At 39.9% G+C, this 18,112-nt stretch carries 10 protein-coding genes; all 10 read right to left on the minus strand.

Annotation, left to right across the window (positions count from 1 at the left end; genetic code table 11):
• Nucleotides 1–28: 28 nt before the first annotated feature.
• Nucleotides 29–3,397 (minus strand): TonB-dependent receptor, encoded by a 3,369-nt coding sequence (locus B3317_RS16665; RefSeq protein WP_291113732.1) that lies wholly within the window; start codon nt 3,395–3,397, stop codon nt 29–31.
• Nucleotides 3,398–3,512: 115 nt separating this feature from the next.
• Entirely contained in the window at nt 3,513–4,517 is a 1,005-nt protein-coding gene (locus B3317_RS16670) for a FecR family protein (protein WP_291113734.1), read from the minus strand.
• A 105-nt stretch (nt 4,518–4,622) separates the two neighbouring features.
• Nucleotides 4,623–5,216 carry an RNA polymerase sigma-70 factor gene (locus B3317_RS16675; protein WP_291113738.1) on the minus strand — a complete coding sequence of 198 codons (594 nt, stop codon included), beginning with the start codon at nt 5,214–5,216 and terminating at the stop codon, nt 4,623–4,625.
• A 1,139-nt stretch (nt 5,217–6,355) separates the two neighbouring features.
• The gene (locus B3317_RS16680) at nt 6,356–8,035 is read right to left on the minus strand and encodes a ribulokinase (protein ID WP_291113741.1); all 1,680 of its coding nucleotides are present in this window, start codon (nt 8,033–8,035) and stop codon (nt 6,356–6,358) included.
• Nucleotides 8,036–8,081: 46 nt separating this feature from the next.
• Complete coding sequence (locus tag B3317_RS16685) at nt 8,082–9,506, minus strand: DUF4185 domain-containing protein (protein ID WP_291113744.1); 1,425 nt, start codon at nt 9,504–9,506, stop codon at nt 8,082–8,084.
• A 12-nt stretch (nt 9,507–9,518) separates the two neighbouring features.
• Complete coding sequence (locus B3317_RS16690) at nt 9,519–10,643, minus strand: DUF4185 domain-containing protein (protein WP_291113747.1); 1,125 nt, start codon at nt 10,641–10,643, stop codon at nt 9,519–9,521.
• Nucleotides 10,644–10,726: 83 nt separating this feature from the next.
• Nucleotides 10,727–11,935 carry a glycoside hydrolase family 172 protein gene (locus B3317_RS16695; RefSeq protein WP_414647518.1) on the minus strand — a complete coding sequence of 403 codons (1,209 nt, stop codon included), beginning with the start codon at nt 11,933–11,935 and terminating at the stop codon, nt 10,727–10,729.
• Nucleotides 11,936–12,021: 86 nt separating this feature from the next.
• Nucleotides 12,022–12,945, minus strand: a complete 924-nt coding sequence (locus tag B3317_RS16700) for a hypothetical protein (RefSeq protein WP_291113753.1) — start codon at nt 12,943–12,945, stop codon at nt 12,022–12,024.
• Between the two features lie 87 nt (nt 12,946–13,032).
• Nucleotides 13,033–14,955 carry a RagB/SusD family nutrient uptake outer membrane protein gene (locus tag B3317_RS16705; protein ID WP_291113756.1) on the minus strand — a complete coding sequence of 641 codons (1,923 nt, stop codon included), beginning with the start codon at nt 14,953–14,955 and terminating at the stop codon, nt 13,033–13,035.
• 12 nt (nt 14,956–14,967) lie between these two features.
• Entirely contained in the window at nt 14,968–18,075 is a 3,108-nt protein-coding gene (locus tag B3317_RS16710; RefSeq protein ID WP_291113759.1) for a SusC/RagA family TonB-linked outer membrane protein, read from the minus strand.
• Between the last annotated feature and the right edge of the window lie 37 nt (nt 18,076–18,112).

Below are 18,112 nucleotides of genomic sequence, written 5' to 3' on the forward strand. Positions count from 1 at the left end.
TAAAATTTATAAATTCAACAAGCCTCATTTAAAATGTATATTGGATACCCAGTACATATGAACGTGTGAAAGGGAATATATAACGGTCTACCCCTGTATTCAAGACATGTGAAGGGGCAAATTCAGGGTCAATCCCTTTATACTTAGTCCATGTAAGCAGGTTCTCGCCACTGATATATATCCTCAGATTTTCGGATTTCATCTTCGCAAGCAATGACTTAGGTAATGAATATCCTATCTGTATCTGACGCAAGCGGATAAAGTCGCCGGACTCAAGGAAACGATCCGATTCACGGCTATTTCCGTTAGGGTCCTGTAAGACAGCGCGAGGTACGTTGGTATTCGTATTTTCCGGTGTCCATGAATCCAGAGTGGATGCAAGGAAATTCGATCCGGAGTTCATACCCTCGTAAAAATATCTGTTGGCATTGTATAACTTGTGTCCCCAACCGCTACCGATAAGAGCACTGAAGTCAAAACCTTTGAACGAAGCCCCTAAAGTCAGGTTTATTTCAGCTTTCGGAAGCCCCGTTCCGGAATATACCTTGTCGTTATCGTCAATTACACCGTCGCCATTTGTATCTGCGAAGCGGATATCACCGGGTTTTGCATTTTCCTGCAACAATTCTCCCTTATCGTTTTTATGAGCATTAACTTCGGCTTCCGTCTGGAAAATACCGTCCGTTTTGTAGAGGAAAAATGCCCCGATAGGATATCCCACCCTTGTCTGATTCGGGAAATGCTCCGTATCAAATTTCAGTCCGGTTCCCAATAATATCTGATCTTCATCGGCCAGTGCAACCATTTTGTTTTTCAGCAGGGAAACATTAAATCCTACATTATATTTAAAATCCCCTGAACTCTCCGCATAAGTAAATTCAAATTCCAGACCGGTATTACGCATTTTTCCTACATTGAGCGTCGGATTCTCCAATCCGGCGGAAGGTGCAAGCCTCTTGGTTATCAGCAAATCCTCTGTAGTATTGTTGAAATAATTTATTGTACCCGTAATTTTATTGTTCAGGAATCCGTAATCCAGTCCGATATTTTTCGATACTGTCGTTTCCCATTGCAGTTTTTTGTTCTCAAGTCCCATCGCTATACTTCCGGGCCATGGATTGTTGCCATCGCCCTGTACGTATCCCATATAGAGGCTGTTATATGTAGTTATCAATGCCTGATGAGCATAATATCCCAAAGCTACTTCATTTCCCAGTTTACCCCAGCTCGCTCTCAATTTCAGGTTCGAAACCGGAGTATTTTCGGGGAAGAACGCTTCCTCTGTGATTCGCCATCCTAAAGCCAGTGACGGGAAGTTACCAAAACGGCTGTCTTTACCGAACTTGGATGAACCGTCGCGACGGAATGTAAACTGCAACAGATAGCGGTTATCGAATGAATAGTTTACACGTCCGAAATAAGACATGCGGTTATATTTATATTTGGAGCCATCGGCACTGTATGTACCACCTTTTCCAGCTCCTATAGTCATAAAGAATGGATCAAGGAAACCCTCTGGTAACTCACTGGTTATAATAGACCCGTTATCTATAGAGTAAATTGTCTTTTTACCTTCAACTCCGACGCTGTTCCAGTTGTACGACTGCAAATCGAGAGATGTTCCCAGCATTGCATTAACCGAATGCTTATTGAAGGTGGCATTATAGTTCAACAGGTTATCAAACACCTGTTCGTCCCAATAGCTTCTGTTCTCCTCATAATATGCATATTCGTACGGATTTTTGATATCAGAAGTGAAAGGCGGGTTATGATAATATGACTGAGTATTGTTACCCCTGTATGAGTAGCTGGTTTTGAAGGTCAAACCTTTCATTATGTCCACTCCTACCGCAATATTTCCGGCAACCTCCTGACTCTTTGTCCAGCTTGTGATATAGTGATTGTTTGCCATCACATTCACATTATTTGGAATATCGCCCCAGTTTGTAAGAGCAAAACCGTCTTTTTCATTCTCATCATATACAGCCACCAAAGGGGAAATCATGTACACTTCCTTCAAGCTGAAATTCGGGGTTTTCCGCTTCTTTCCGGTAAAAGCCAGATTGCCATCAATGGTGAATATATTTTTCTTGGTGCTGATTTTCATTCTGGCATTCTGCTGCATAAGATTATTGGATAGAACGATTCCTTTTTCCTCTGTGAGATTACCCGACAATGCGTAGCGAGTGTCTCCCTGTCCGCCCCGTACCGCAATACTCTGTGTAGAAGAAAGACCTGTTCTGAAAACTTCATCCTGCCAATTGGTATTGTTTGTACCCGGATTTGTAAAGTAAGCCGGAAGATTGACAGGCTGGGAAGCATATTTGTTATATTCATCATACATTCGCTTGTGTACAGTAAGGTAGCCGTCTGCATCAAGCATTTTGAGTCTTTTAGCTGTTTCCGTAATGCTTACATACGAATTTATATCCACCTGAATTTTTCCCTGCTTACCGTTTTTGGTCGTCACAATGACCACCCCATTGGCAGCCACGGAGCCATAGATAGCTGCCGCTGCCGCATCTTTCAGTATTTCCATCGATGCTATATCGTTTGGATTAACAGTAGATATATCTCCCGGAAACCCGTCGATAACATAAAGAGGCTCATTGCTCCCGAATGTATTGACACCTCTGATTTTCACAGCAGCTCCGGCTCCGGCCAATCCGCTGTTTTTCTGTATATTTACACCGGCAACCACACCTTGTAATGCTTCTACTGGATTACTTGTCGCCTTGGTAGTTATATCTTTTGTATCGACAGACGCCAGCGAGCCTGTCAAATCGCTCTTCTTCAATGTACCATAACCGATAACGACAACTTCATCGAGGATTTTATTGTCTTCTTTCAGCCGGATATCAAATGAAGTCTGGTTCCCTATTCTGATTTCTTGTTTTTCGAAGCCTACATAAGATATGAGCAGTGTTTCGCCGGATGATGCGTCGATATCGAAATTACCGTCTATATCGGTAGTAGTACCTCTGGTTGTGCCTTTGATAACAACGCTTACTCCGATTACAGGTTCATTAAGATCATCTACAATATTTCCCCTTATCTTTTTCTGAGGCTGCGTTTGTTGAGGTGCTATACTTCCCGCTTTAGTAAGAATTATTTTATTTGACGATATTTCATAACTGATAGCCTGATTTTTAAGGGCGCTGGTGAGCAGGGAATTTATATCTCCATTTTTTTCGTCTATAGATATACGTTTGCTGTCATCTATATCAACATTACTATACATGAATGAATACCCCAGCTTTTTCTCTATCGTAGAAAAAAACTCCTTTAAGGTTACATTGTTCAGGGTAAGGTCTATTTTTTCTTTGCTCTGCGGAAAAACCGCAACTGAAAAGCAAATAAAGAACAGAACGCAAAGTGAAAGTGTTTTTCTTTGCATAGCAAAACTTATTTATATTGTTAATAATTAATATATTAAGAAATAGAACAGAAGTCTATTCCGGAATAATAAAGAAAGGTTAATTAATCTATTTCAATAGTATAGATATCTAAGGTCACTTATTAATAATGGTCACCTCCTTTCCGTTTATTTTATAATCGATTGGGGTTAACTTATTAAATAATTCGAGCAATTCGCGCAAAGATTCGGTTTTTACCGAGAATGTATATTTCTGTTTTTCATCAGGGTTTACCAGTTTAATATTTATACCATACCAACGTTCCAACTTCTTGGTCACTTCATATATATCCTCATTATAGAATATCAGTTGATCCTGTGTCCATGAGCGATAAGTATTTGCATCATCCTTAAACAAGGTGTACTTCAGGTTTTGCCGCGAGATGATGGCCAGTTCGTCCGGATTAAGGTCTGTCATATATTTTCCCGTTTTATCGGTGATGACCACCTTTCCTTCCAAAAGGGACACACTTATTTCGCGGTCGTCGTTATAAGCCGATACATCAAAGGAGGTTCCCTTTACTACTATATCGACATCCGATGTTCTTACCTTGAATTTTTTACTTTGATTTTTTGTCACATTAAAAAAAGCTTCACCTTCAAGGTTTACAATACGTTCGGAACGATTGAAATCTCCTGCATATGTCAGCTTCGACCCGGAATTGAGCCATACTTTTGTGCCATCGGGAAGAGTCATTTGCATTTTCTGTCCCTGCATAGTTTCTATGGTTGTAACCGACTGGGACAGAAAAGCCGAATCTATGGTAGATTTCACAAAAACAGTAGCTGCAACACCAACGATAATCGCAACCATAGCTGCAATACCGGCAACTTTGATAAGTAACTTCCTTGTATATGATTTTACCGGAAGCGATGTCCTTATGTGCGAAGATATACCCGACCATATTTTGTCCTTGTCTGCGCGAACCGACTGTTCCGGACTGTCGTAGATATTTTCCCACTCATTTAATAATTGCTCGAATAATTTACGGTTTTCGGCAGAACTATTAATCCACATATCTATTTTATGCCTTTCCTGTTCAGATAATTCCTGACGGATATATCCGGCTATTTCATCATATGGAATATGTGCATGATTCATATTTCTGCTTTGTTTTATTATTAGACACGTAAGCTATCCGAATACCCTTAAACTATTTTCATTTTTTTTGATCCAATCAAAAGAACACCACCATAATACTCATTATCAATCAAATAACAACATAAATTGCATAGCTAAAGTAATTATTATTGCAGGTAAAAGATTTCTTCCATTGTAATATTTAAGTATATATTCCCTCACTTTCTTTATTGCAATAGACATTTGAGCCTCCACTGTTTTTACAGACAAGTCCTTCTCTCCGGCAATCTCCTTATATGTTTTATTCTGTTCTCTGCTTAGGATGAATATCTCTCTGCATTTTTCAGGTAAACTATTAATAGCCTGCTGGTATACAGAACTAAATTCTTCCATATTTATACAATCCCTGGCTCTTTGCTTTTCGAGTTCCCGGCTGGCCCACCCTTCGAGTAGAAGTGATCTGTTTTGTTCGTCACGCAGAGAATTTAATACCCTGTTCCGGGCCGCATTGTAAAGGTATGTTTTTATGTAGAAAATATTTATTGCATCCCGTTCTTCCCAAAGCCTGATAAAGACATCCTGTATAATATCTTCAATCAGCTGTTTATCATGGGTGTAATAGTTGAGAAAAGTACACAAACTATCGGAATATACATTAAAAAGTTCTTTCAATGTAGATTCATCTATAACAATTCCTTTGTGTTCAGGATCTTTTCGCATCCAATAAGTCAATAAAGATCAAATTGTACGAAACTATAAATTTTATTGAGATCTTTCTCTTTTTTAAGGTTAATTTTGCTCAGAGCCTGTTTAAATTTTCCACAAATATTTTTCTATGAGTATTTTTCAGTCTTTCTTCGTTCATTTTTAATCTCTTTTTGTCTGATCTACCCTTTTGTTCAACTCTAATAGCCCGCTATTATCATTTCCAAAGTTTAATTTTTTTGAAGAAGTTTATCAATATAGTAAGCTGAGAGCCTTTAACTGTTAGCTGAGAGTTCTTTGAAAGATTGATATGAGAATTTAAAAATTCAAAGTTTAATGCTTTAAAAATTGAAAATGTGTAAAAGCTGTAACCTTTGTTACCTTTTGCGCCTTAGTGTCTTTGCCAGAGAACATTGTTAACTGATGACTGTTCACTGTTGAGTTGGCTAGCGTCCTATTTTGTTTCACGCTAAGACGCTAAGACGCAAAGTTTTTACATCTTACCAGTTGTTGACTGATGACTGATGACTGATAACTGTTGACTGTAAATAGTGTTACCTTTGTTACTTTTTAACAAGTAACGAGCTTTAAGTAATAAGTTGAAGAACTGTATTTCTGTTAACTGCTAACTGTTGACTGTTAACTGAAACATATGTTACCTTTGTTACTTTTTGAGGATTCATGTAGAGGCAATCCCTTGTGGTTGACTACCTGTCGCATAACGAGGGTGTGTCAAAAGGGGAACAGTACTATCAATGTGCTACCCTCTTTGTCATCCTGAGTGTAACGAAGGATCTCGACCCTGAGAAATGAGATGTTTGCCTCGCCTTCGCTTCGGCGATTTTGGCTCCGCCGATTTTCAATTCAATTCACTCCGTTCAACATGACAACCAACGATCAGGAGCGTAGCGTATATAAATCGAAAGTGAAAAATACGTTTGACACACCCTCCTACAAGAATTATAAAAGTGTTACTTTTGTTACTTTTTCAAAGTAGTAAGTACTGAGTAATAAGTATAAAGGGCTTCTAATTGTTTACTGATAACTGTTTACTGATATATCTGTTACCTTTTTCTACCTTAGCGTCTCTGCGTGAGAATATTGTTGACTGAAACATTGCCGATTTTCGTACGTTTACCCTAAGAATATAATGTTTATGAATTTAGTATATGACTAGATTCAGTAAACTTTCCCAAAGACAAATACTTCCTGTACAACTCTTTATATTGCTCAAAATTCTCCCAATCAGGCTTGTACTCACAGATATAACCTTGTCCCATTTTCAACTGTGCTTCCTGCACTGTATTATACTTTCCTGCAACAACAGCCGCGAACATAGCCGCACCCAATGCGCAGGTTTGCTGCGAACGGGCGATTTTTATCGGTAAGCCTATTACATCTGATAACGTCTGCATTACAAAAGGAGCTTTCAGCGAAATCCCACCAATGCCGATTACTTCTTTTATTTCGATGCCGGATTCTATAAAACGTTCTATAATCGCCTTAGACCCAAATGCAGTAGCCTCAACCAACGCCCTGAAAATCAATGGGGCAGAACTTCCGAGAGTCAAGCCTGCAATCGTTCCTGTAAGCAGCTGATTTGCATCCGGCGTACGACGGCCGTGCATCCAGTCTGTAGCTACAATCGTACTTTTTTTTACAGGAACTTTCATCGCCTCTTCCGAAAGGAGTGGAATAATAGCATCACCCACTTCTTCTATCAATTTGGATTTCAATTCGTCGTTGAGTAATTCTGATTTGGATAGTATATTCTCCAACGGCCATTCCAATAATTTCCGGAACCATGCATACAAATCACCAAAAGCCGACTGTCCCGCTTCAAGGCCTATATATCCGGGAAAAACCGAACCATCTACCTGTCCGCAAATACCGGGGATAAGTTTATTCTTCATCTCATCGTAGGGCACAACCATTATATCGCAGGTAGATGTTCCCATTACACGAACAAATGCTCCGGGGCTAATACCTGCCCCAACTGCTCCCATATGGCAATCTATAGCTCCTATCCCCACCTTAACTTTCGTTGTCAGTCCCAAACGTGAAGCCCATTCGGCAGTAAGAGTCCCGGCACAGGTATCCGAAGGATATGTTTTCTCAAAGAGACGGGACCGAAATCCTGATAGTAATGGAGAAAGTTCTGAAAGAAACTCTTCGGATGGAAGACCATTCCACTTCTCGTGCCACATGGCTTTATGCCCGGCTGCACAACGGCTGCGGAGAACGCTTTCGGGTTTCGTATTCCCTGTCAGTAATGCCGGCATCCAATCGGTATGCTCAATCCATGAATAGGCTTTTTCGCGGACTTTTTCATCTACACGAAGTACATGTAATACTTTAGACCATACCCATTCGGCGGAGTAAATTCCCCCTTCATAAGCAGTGAAATCGACAACCCATTCTTTCGCCAGTTCATTAATTTCGATGGACTCCTTTATGGCCGTATGATCTTTCCATAAAACAAACATAGCGTTAGGGTTATCCTTATACTCATTCAGTAAAGCTAAAGGAGTTCCCTCTTTATCTACAAGCGCCGGTGTACTTGCGGTCATGTCGAATGAGAGACCTATTATATCTTCGGCAATATTCCCCGGTGCGTTCGATAAAGAATCCTTAACTGCAGCTTCGAGCGTATCGATGTAGTCTTGCGGATGTTGCCTGTACTGATTTGTCTGTGGATCACAATATAAACCTTTCTTCCAGCGGGGGTAGTATTTTACGGAGGAAGAAATTTCCTCCCCATTCTCGACATCGATTATCACGGCACGGCACGAATCCGTTCCAAAGTCCACTCCTATCACAAATTTTCTATTCATAATATATCTTTTTATTAATAAATAAGCTGTTTTACACTTCAAAGGATCAGTCAAAGCTACCCATATCTGCTAGTTCGGCTGTCATCAGAAACACATTATAAGGTAGCCACATAGACATCAGAAAATACAGGCTGTCGCCATCGACCGACAACGGATGAAAATAAGAACCGTACAACTGCGCATATTCCGTTCCTGATGCCAATTCATAAGGTTCACTCCAAGGTCCGGTTATTTCTGTTGCCGTACGCATGGTTATGTTATATCTATCGGCGTTAAAATAGGCAATTATCCATTTTTGATGCTTCCGGTTATATATAAATGATAGTTCTCCCACTTTATCATTAAATATGTCCGTAGCCTGTTCTTCATCACCTTTGAGCCATTGCTTGGTTAAGCCATTCCAAAATTCATAATTAGCCTGATCCTCTATATGCTGTTCTTTGAACCGGGCCAGGCGCGCATTACTGTCGCGTCCTGTTTGAGTTCCAATCATATACATATATCCATCCTTCTTAAAATATCCTCCCTGGCCAAAATTACTATTGGACGAAAAACGTACATTTTCACATTTTGCCCATGTTTGGCCGTTATCGATAGATTTATACATACCTGAATAATTGGTAATCCAGCCTGTCCAGTTTTTTATATTAAAATAATGCACATAATCTATATTATTTGCGCGGATAGCTGCTGTCGGAATAGATGTCCAGTCTCCATTACCCGACGCATCTTTTCCTCCATATATAATTTCGCGGGCATTACCCGACGCATCTACAGCCATACTATTGAATGTCAATCCATCTTCAAGATCATTATCATCCGAAAAGGCAAGAACATTACTGCGCCAACTCCCGCCGTTAGGACCGGGAGCGGCAGAGTTAGGCGAAAAGTCGCGCCCGAATGTATCCCCAAAGAAAATCCCATATTTTCCCGGATTCATTTCCCAGATAATACCCAGATCGGTTCCTCCCACATTCCATTTCTGCGCTGTATTATTCGGGCTAGGGAATTGTTCGCCAGACATAGGGCTCCCTGTTACACGTGCCGTACGGGAAACCTTACGAATAAAAAACCCCCACCGATTATCTATAGTCAGAACTTTTTCTTTCGATTTATTTCCGCCCTTGTAGTAAGCAGTCAATAATAGCCGAAAGGATTCGGGATCTGTTTTTTTTACCACATACCTGAATAGATAAGAAGCAGACAATTCCGATTTTTCTATTTTCGCAGAATAACTCTCCCCTCCGCTTTTTGTAACCAGCAGGTAATCTATCTCTCCTATATTTTTAAAAGTAAGTGTCGTAGAAACTGCTTTTGTTTCCTTATCAGGTACCAGTTCTGCTATTGAAACTGTAATTTCGTCAATAGGGATATAGGGTTCATTCTCTTCATCTTTACTACAAGAGTAAAACCCTGAAAAAAAGGCCAGCGCCCATATATTAACTATATATTTAAATAATCGAGTCCTCATATTAATATATTATTATTCCAATTCCGCTCTCATCAGGAACACATTATATGGCCTCCACATCGACATCAGAAAATATAAATTATCACCATCTAATGATGCCGGATGTATATACGAACCATATAACTGAGGGTATTCTTTCCCTGTCGCCAATATCTGAGGTTCGCTCCACCGGCCGGTCAATTCTTCCGCATAACGTATAGATATATTATATCTGGCTGCGCAGAAATATGTTATAATCCAACATTTATACTTGTTATGATATACAATAGACAGTTCACCCACTGTATCTTCAAACAGGTTAGTAGCTTGAGATTCATCACCTCTGATCCATTTATTGAGGTCCTTGTTCCAGTATTCATACAAGGATTGGTTTTCTATATCTTTTTCGTTGAACCGTGCCAGACGTGGATTACTATGCCGGCCTGTTTCCGTTCCTATCATATATACATAGCCATCCTTTTTATAATATCCGGCTTGTCCAAAATTACTATCGGAAGTAAAATGGACTGTTGTACATTTTCCCCATGTTTTTCCATCGTCTTCCGATTTGTAAAGACCTGAATAATTGGTTATCCATCCCGCCCAGTTCCTCATATTGAAATAGTGCACATAATCCTTATTATTTGCCCGGATAGCCGCTGTCGGGATCGATGTCCAGTCTCCATTGCCCGACTTATCTTTTCCTCCGGGAATAAGTTCTCTGGCATTGCCATTTTCATCAGAAACCATGCTGTCAATCCTCAACCCATCTTCAAGATTACAGTCATTAGAAAAGGCTAAGACGTTGCACCGCCAGTTATTACCAAAGTTTGCAGGATCATCCTGATCGGGAATGAAGCCTTTACCAAAAGTATCGCCAAGAAAAATCCCATATTTTCCCGGATTCATTTCCCAAACAATACCGAGGTCTGTACCTCCCACATCATACACGGCGGTTGTGTTGTTAGGAGAAAGCAGATTTTCAGCGTCTACCGGAGTTCCTGTTATACGGGCAACCCGCTTTACTTTTTTTACTTTTAGATGCTTTCTATTTTTTGAAGTTCCGGGGTCTATTTTCAGATTGTTGCTCATCACAACTAAAGAAAAAAGAAATCCGCCCCAGAGAAATATATGCTTAATTGTGCGTGATAATTTCATATTAATATCATTCGTGAATTCTTCCGGAAGAAGACAATACCCCTTCGCTCAATTCAAGAAGGGGTATTATGGCTTATTTACAATTATTGTTTAGGCATTTCATTACCCCAAAGTTTAGAATCTTCACCCCTGTTTTTTCTCCATTCGTGACGCCACCGGTGCATATCCGGCACATTGATAAACGGCTTCAATTTACGCACTTCTTTCGATGGTGCAGGAGGTAAAGGGCAGGCTTCCGACTGATACCAGTATGCGACGGTAGCCAAATCCAATGTAAGATTATTAGCATGTCCGTGTTCTATACTTGCTTTCAAGCTTTTTTCGAAGAAAACAGGATCCTCTATAAAGAAGCGATATATATGTGTACGTCCCAGCCAGCCTACATCATTGTTTACACGGGGATATCCGAAGTATGGATGAGAATAAGCCTCTTTTGGACACCATGATGTATTGAACAGGTCTTCCGTACCTGTCCCCAACAATGAAGCATCTTCTTCTCCATCAATAAACCAAAAGTCGTCCCCTTCACCATACCAGATTGGAGAAGGGCAATGGACATAATAATTAAGTCCTACAAAATGTCCTTTACCTTTGATATCAGCAAATACATAATTGCGCTCGCCGGTTGTATTATTGTCCTGTTTTCCGATTACAGCCCATTCTGTTTCTCCTTCAGGCGCAGCCTCTGTCAGTTCCTGATTGTACCATGCATGGAAACGTCCCAGATCGGCCGGTAATTTTTTAGTCTCATAATAATCTACATAGAAATAAAATTTCTCAAGATTTACATCCGACTGGTTTTCAATTTCGATCCTGGCCCCCTTAGCAAAAGGCATGGAGAAATACGATACCATCGAGGTGCCATTTGCAGGGCCTGCTGTAATAGGCAACGCCGAGTAGTTGTACCGTTCATTCCATCCCTGACCAAAGAATGGCCCGATAGGTGATTCAACAGAAGGATAGGTATTGCCATCCCAGTACATACGGATTATAACGTCACTACGGTTCAGAACATGGGGTTCGGGAGCCATTGTTATCCATATATGGTTTATAATACCGGAACCGGATATATCTGCAATTATACGTTTCTCCCCCGGACGTATATCTGAAAGATGATCCAAAACTCCTCCTGCAGGATCATTACTGCTAATGCGACGGTTTCGCATACCGTTTTTTATTTGCGATAGCTCATACATAGTTCCCGGAACGGGATTTTGAGCTACTGAATCCGGCATACAAAATGATGTAAGTAATAAACAAATCAAGACTAGCTTTAATGATTTCTTTTTCATGATAATAAATTATTTATCTAAAACTTCTCAAGATCTGCCCCTCTAAAAAAGAGGCAGACCAAGATATTAATACTCACAGTACACGATCAATCAAATTTCAGAGGAAAAGTAATTTCATCATATTCTGAAATAATAATCATAGAATTTATGTTATAGAATTTTGCCCATTGAATATTGTTGGGACCGGCCTGCAGAGTTATATGTATATTACCTTCGTTATCCGGAACAATATTCTTAATCATTGCTATTCCTGATTGATTATGAGCTGTACTAAGAGTAGTAGAACCTTGATTCTGGCCTTCAACAATATATTCATTCTCTGTTCCATTATCATTTATAGCGGAATAAAATATAAATGAATATTTAAAGCTTTTATTCAAATTGGAAAGCTTGAAGCCTGCAGAAGCGACCCCTATACCATCGTTGAAAAACATATCGTTAGATACCTCTGAAGGAAATCCAAGTGTGTTAGGGATATCTCTGATTATTTCAAAATCGTTGAAAGAGCCTACAATTTCTATCGAATATCCTGTATTCTCTCCGTCTCTGGTTAACAAATTCTCGAGTTTCCCATCTCTGGGTCTTTGAAAATTGTTGAAAGGTGATGGAGATAAGACCGGACCAAAATCGATAAAGACTGGTTCAAAGTCAGGCGCTTTCATCACATTCAAAGTTGAAAAATATTTTAGACTCCCGTCTTCCGACTCCAATTTAAGTGTTGTTTCTCCAGGAGTAAGACCTTTAATAGTCACAGAATTATCCGAGTGAGATTGCAAGGAAGCAAGTCCTCCATCAGATATGCTCCATACAAATTTTTCTTTTGCCGTTTCTTCACTATCAAAGACGGGATGTATTGTTACATTATATTTCTCTGCAGTTTTCACTGTTATATTCTTTTGAGTAATCCTTGCATATTTAGTTGGGAATTCAGGCATATCATCATCGCTCTTGCAAGAATTGATTACCAAAACTATTGAAAGAATATAGAAAATATATTTAGAAGATTTCATAAGATAATATTTTATATTCACTATTATTTGTATCAGTAAGAAGAACCGGAGCGGAAACTACCGATCCCGGTTCTCCCTGTTTGAGAATTAATAACCCGGAGCCTGAATCAGCTTGGGATTAATATCAATCTGGGCTTGTGGCACAGGCCACAGATACATTTTTTTGTAAAATCTACGATTTTTGTAAAAAGTACGTTTATAGAATGCATCAGGATTATTAATATCATCACTTTTCGCAGACCCTTTAAAGTTCATCCCGTAATACGGACGATTAAGTTCAGTTTCTGCAATTTTCCACCGACGTACATCATGAAAGCGAATACCTTCACAGTTAAACTCCACCCGCCTTTCTTTTTGAATCAGCTTACGGATTTCGTCCTGAGAACCTGATGTTACATTCGGGATTCCGGCTCTCTGTCTTACATCGTTGATGTATTTTAAAATATCCGCATTACCCGGGTCGGATTCATTCAGAGCTTCGGCATAACCTAAGTATGCTTCTGCCAAACGGTAAAGAATGCCAGGCTGATACGGATACTTCCCTTCCCGGGGAAATGCATCCAAGCTGATTCTTTTTCTTACATTATAGCCATTTTGCGGAGCATCGAAAGTATTTCCGGTATCACGTCCTCCATTCTGATAGAATTCGACTCTCCTGTTGTCTACTCCGAGCCATGCTTCATTATAAATTACAGACACATAGAAACGTGCCTCTCTGTTGCAATACATGTTAAATGTACCCGATAAAGTCACTTGCCCTTGTATATTATCTGGTCCTAAACCTCCTTTCCATTTGGTATTCCGAATTTCTCCGCCTGTAGAAAAACCACTTTCAGAATATCCCGAGGCAGCATTTATTATAGGCATATTATTAGAGTCATATCCCAGTATCGGACTCATCCCATTCTTCATGTAAAACGCATCTACCAATTCTTGCGTTACTCCCATTCCTGCATTTCCGTTTATTCCCTTAGGTAAATGATGGGCCTGCCAATTTGCCAATCCTTCATAATAATCCCTGCCCGGATCCCAAGTTCTACCAAATATAATCTCTTTGTTGCCTTCCGAAAACTTTTTCAAAGACATATTATAATATGACATAAACGGATCTATTGTACCATCATTATTATATTCCTTATATAACTGATAGCCATTAGCATGAGCCAGATCAATCAACTCTTTATGAGCTGTTGCCGCACGGGCCCACTTACCGATCTCCGCTGTAGGTTTGAATAAATTGACCCCATCACTATTCTTCCAGTCTTTAAGATCCGGATTTCCGTTAAATAAAGGACTTGCTGCAAAAAGGAGCATACGGGCTCTTACAGCATAGCACATTGCAGAAGTAGCTCTACCCCAATCAGCTTCTTGGGTATAAACTGCAGGCAGGTTTTTAGCCACTTCTACCAATTCATTATCTATCCAGTTCACAATATCATCATACGGGGTTTGAGTAATCATCAACTCTGATTCCGGAGCATCAACAGATTCTATAACCCCGGGCTTGAACGGGATCGGACCATATATCTCCAGCATTAACGCATAGTAATACGCAATCAGAAAGCGGGCTTCATATTTCATTCTCGTGACATATTCCTCGCTCATACCCTGTGCCTGATTCGGACGCGCATTTTCTATAAATATCAATGCACTCCGTATTTTTTGAGGAAAAGTAACCCAATAATAGGGATTCCATGCCGATTCGGGATTCCAATCCCCGGCAGTGTATGCATACACATTTTTCCATCCAAAAGGTTGCCACTCTGATGGAATAGTAATGTCATCTGACATTATGTTCCATCCCTGTTCTTTAAAATACCCCCACATCGGATTAGGTACCCCTGAATACACACCTGCAAGCCAGTCTTCAGTTCTGATTTTATCAGAAAATATCATCTCCATCGTCAGATAATCATCAGGTTTCTTATCCAGAAAATCGGAGCATCCTGTTGTGCCAATTATTAGTAATGAAGAAATAAGGGCCAGTATTAAATATTTTATATCTTTCATATTCATCATTATTTATTGGAAATTAATACTTAATCCAAATGATATGGACTGAGTCATAGGATACTTAAGCCCATCCGTCGTGGCTAATTCCGGATCCCATAATTTAAATTTAGAGAAAGTAAAGATATTCGAACCCCTTGCAAAGAGACGCAGGTTTTCTATTCCGGCCGGTCTCATCCATGTCTGAGGTAATGTATATCCAACCTCTAAAGTTCTCAGGCGCAAAAAGCTCATATCCCTCAACCACCAGGTAGATGCTTGCTCGTTGTTGGTATTGGCTCCATAAGTTAGTCTCGGCCAGAACACATTCTGATCCGGATTCTCTTTAGTCCACCGGTCATCAATATTCGTGAAAATATTCCCTGTTGCACCTAAAGCGGTACCTGGCAACCAGTTTTCACCACCAAGCATCTGATATGTATTTGCTGTACCCTGGAAGAAAAAGCCAAAATCGACAGCCTTATACCTGATATTAGCGCCAAATCCGTATACAATTTCCGGATTAAAGGTTCCCCCAATAGCTGTCCTGTCTCTTACATCAATCGAATTATCTCCATTCAGATCTTTATATTTGATATCTCCGGGGCGAACAGTCCCAAAAGTATGAGCAGGTATTTCCGGCTTCAGATTGCCATTAGCATCGAAATCATCTTCAGTAAAAAGCCCCTCTGCGACAAGTCCAAAAATTTGATTAATGGGGTGCCCTGTCTCTGCTCTATTGGTTCCTATAACAGCAGCAGGCTCATCTTTCTCTGTAATTTTGTTTCTGGCAAAAGTATAGTTTGCCATTGCCGAAATATACCAGTCGTCAGACAATTTCTTATTTGCATTTAAGGACAATTCAAAGCCTTTATTCTCTACTTTACCAAAATTGGCATAAGGAGTCTGCATAAAACCAGCCGAACCCGGAACTGTCCTTCTCTGCATAAAAATATCTCTTCGTTTATCCATGAAAACATCCGCCGTCAAATTGACAGAATTACCCCATAAACCAACTTCCAAACCCAGGTTAGTCTTAGTTGATGTTTCCCATGTTAATGCAGTATTTTCGGCATTACCTTCCGCTTTTCCTATACGATGGAAATTACTATCTGTCCCGAATGTATACCATCCGTAATTTTCATTAATTGTAGATAGATATGCAAACCTGTTATCCCAGATATTTACTCCAAGGATACTATTACCTACCTCTCCCCACGATCCTCTGAGCTTAAGGTTAGATATAGTTTTCGCGAGACCTTGCATAAAATCTTCCTGTGAAATAATCCAACCTAAAGAAACAGAAGGGAAAAATCCGAAACGATTGCCTTTAGCAAAATTTTCCGAACCATTATATCCAAAATTGAACTCCGCAACATAACGTGTATCATAAGTATATGAAAACCTTCCTGCGAATCCCTGGGTACGATAAGGCAACCGGTCCCAATATTCAGAACCTCTTTCCAGTTCCCTCTGATTATATAGAAACATGGAATTCACCGCATGTTTTTTGTCAAAAGTTCTTTCATAGTTGACTGCACCTTCCATATAGATACTTTGTTCTCCCCATTCAGAGCCAACATCATAACCTAGAAACTGTTGGCCATTGGTATATATAGACAGGACTAAATTCCCATTAGCATCCCTTTCTGTAGCAGGTGTATAATAATCCGGATTTTTACCTCTAACTTTATATGACCCCGAATATCTGTCAAAAGAGAAACTAAGTTTTGCACTTAACCCGGGAGTGATAAATTTCAGGTCTTGTTCAACAGACGCCAAAGATTCTATTTTGTGTCGGTTCAATGTTTCATACCCACGTTGTGTAGCCCAAGCCCATGGATTCTCCCTCGCATATACCCTTGGTATTTCTCCGGTTGAGTAAACAGGAGGATGAACATATGGGGGAATCCTGGACGCCTGATAAAAAATACCAACATTGGTTTCATCCCATCCGGGAGGGGAGTTGCGACTTATCAAATGCCCACCTAAATTAAATCGGAACAAGGTTGTCTTAGTCAGATTAACGTCTATATTTGAACGGACATTATAACGCCTGACTTTCAGAGAAGAATCCCATGCCTGATTTTTATCTCTCTCTATAATTCCACTCTCATCATAAAGCCCTAATGTCAGAGCATAACGTAATATGTCACTACCTCCGTTTATATCTAAATTAGCAGTAGTACTACTTGCATAATCCTTTGCTACTACATCCCACCAGTTAATATCCGGATATAACTCGGGATCTGTTTGATTTCTATAATTCTCGATAGTTGCATTATCAAAAATCGGGGATTGATTGGGATATGCATCCAGATACACATCGTTCATCAGTTCCAGATACTTCACAGAACCTACATACTTAGGCAGTTTCGTTGGTCTAGTATACGCCTGCTCTATGCGCGCGCTTACTTTTGGTGCTCCGATCTTACCTCGTTTTGTGGTAATCATTATCACGCCATTAGCCCCCCTAACGCCATATACGGCACTGGCAGCAGCATCTTTTAACACAGAAAATGATTCGATTTCATTCGGGTCCATATCGTGTAAGGAGCGCTCTATTCCGTCTATCAACACTAAAGGCTTAGAATTTCCAAAAGAACTCATACCTCTAATCCAAAAATCAGAATCATTAAACCACGGATTGCCACTTCGTTGTACAGCAATTACCCCGGCTAACTTCCCTGCAAGATTATTGCTGACCGAACGAACCGGGGCTGTAAGTAATGATTGAGGCTCAACAGTACTAATAGCTCCAACAACAGATGCTTTTTTCTGGGAACCAAATCCGACAACCACTACTTCATCCAAGAAAGCGACATCTTCATCTAAGGCAATATCAATAACCTTTCTATTCCCTATTTCTTCTACTTTCTCTTTAAAACCAATACATGTAAATCTCAATACGGCACTATTCGATTTTGTACTAATGGAATAAGTTCCATTTTCATCTGTGATTACTCCATTTGTAGTGCCAACTTCCGTAACGACTACTCCGGCCAATAACTCTCCTTTCGAATCGCTCACACGTCCTGTTATTACTCTGCCTGACTGGGCAAAAGCAAAAACAAGGTTTAGGAAACAACACATCGTCAACAGGAAATACTTTCCATTTTTTCTTCGCTTTATGTGTCTCATAATAATCATAATTTTAGCATAAATATCTCATCTATAT

Origin of the sequence: Dysgonomonas sp. UBA7710, from assembly GCF_002482385.1 — a bacterium.
GTDB lineage: Bacteria > Bacteroidota > Bacteroidia > Bacteroidales > Dysgonomonadaceae > Dysgonomonas.

Coding starts and splice junctions, on each gene's coding strand:
- B3317_RS16665 (WP_291113732.1), bottom strand. CDS start 3,397: ATGCAAAGAAAAACACTTTCACTTTGCGTTCTGTTCTTTATTTGCTTT.
- B3317_RS16670 (WP_291113734.1), bottom strand. CDS start 4,517: ATGAATCATGCACATATTCCATATGATGAAATAGCCGGATATATCCGT.
- B3317_RS16675 (WP_291113738.1), bottom strand. CDS start 5,216: ATGCGAAAAGATCCTGAACACAAAGGAATTGTTATAGATGAATCTACA.
- B3317_RS16680 (WP_291113741.1), bottom strand. CDS start 8,035: ATGAATAGAAAATTTGTGATAGGAGTGGACTTTGGAACGGATTCGTGC.
- B3317_RS16685 (WP_291113744.1), bottom strand. CDS start 9,506: ATGAGGACTCGATTATTTAAATATATAGTTAATATATGGGCGCTGGCC.
- B3317_RS16690 (WP_291113747.1), bottom strand. CDS start 10,643: ATGAAATTATCACGCACAATTAAGCATATATTTCTCTGGGGCGGATTT.
- B3317_RS16695 (WP_414647518.1), bottom strand. CDS start 11,935: ATGAAAAAGAAATCATTAAAGCTAGTCTTGATTTGTTTATTACTTACA.
- B3317_RS16700 (WP_291113753.1), bottom strand. CDS start 12,945: ATGAAATCTTCTAAATATATTTTCTATATTCTTTCAATAGTTTTGGTA.
- B3317_RS16705 (WP_291113756.1), bottom strand. CDS start 14,955: ATGAAAGATATAAAATATTTAATACTGGCCCTTATTTCTTCATTACTA.
- B3317_RS16710 (WP_291113759.1), bottom strand. CDS start 18,075: ATGAGACACATAAAGCGAAGAAAAAATGGAAAGTATTTCCTGTTGACG.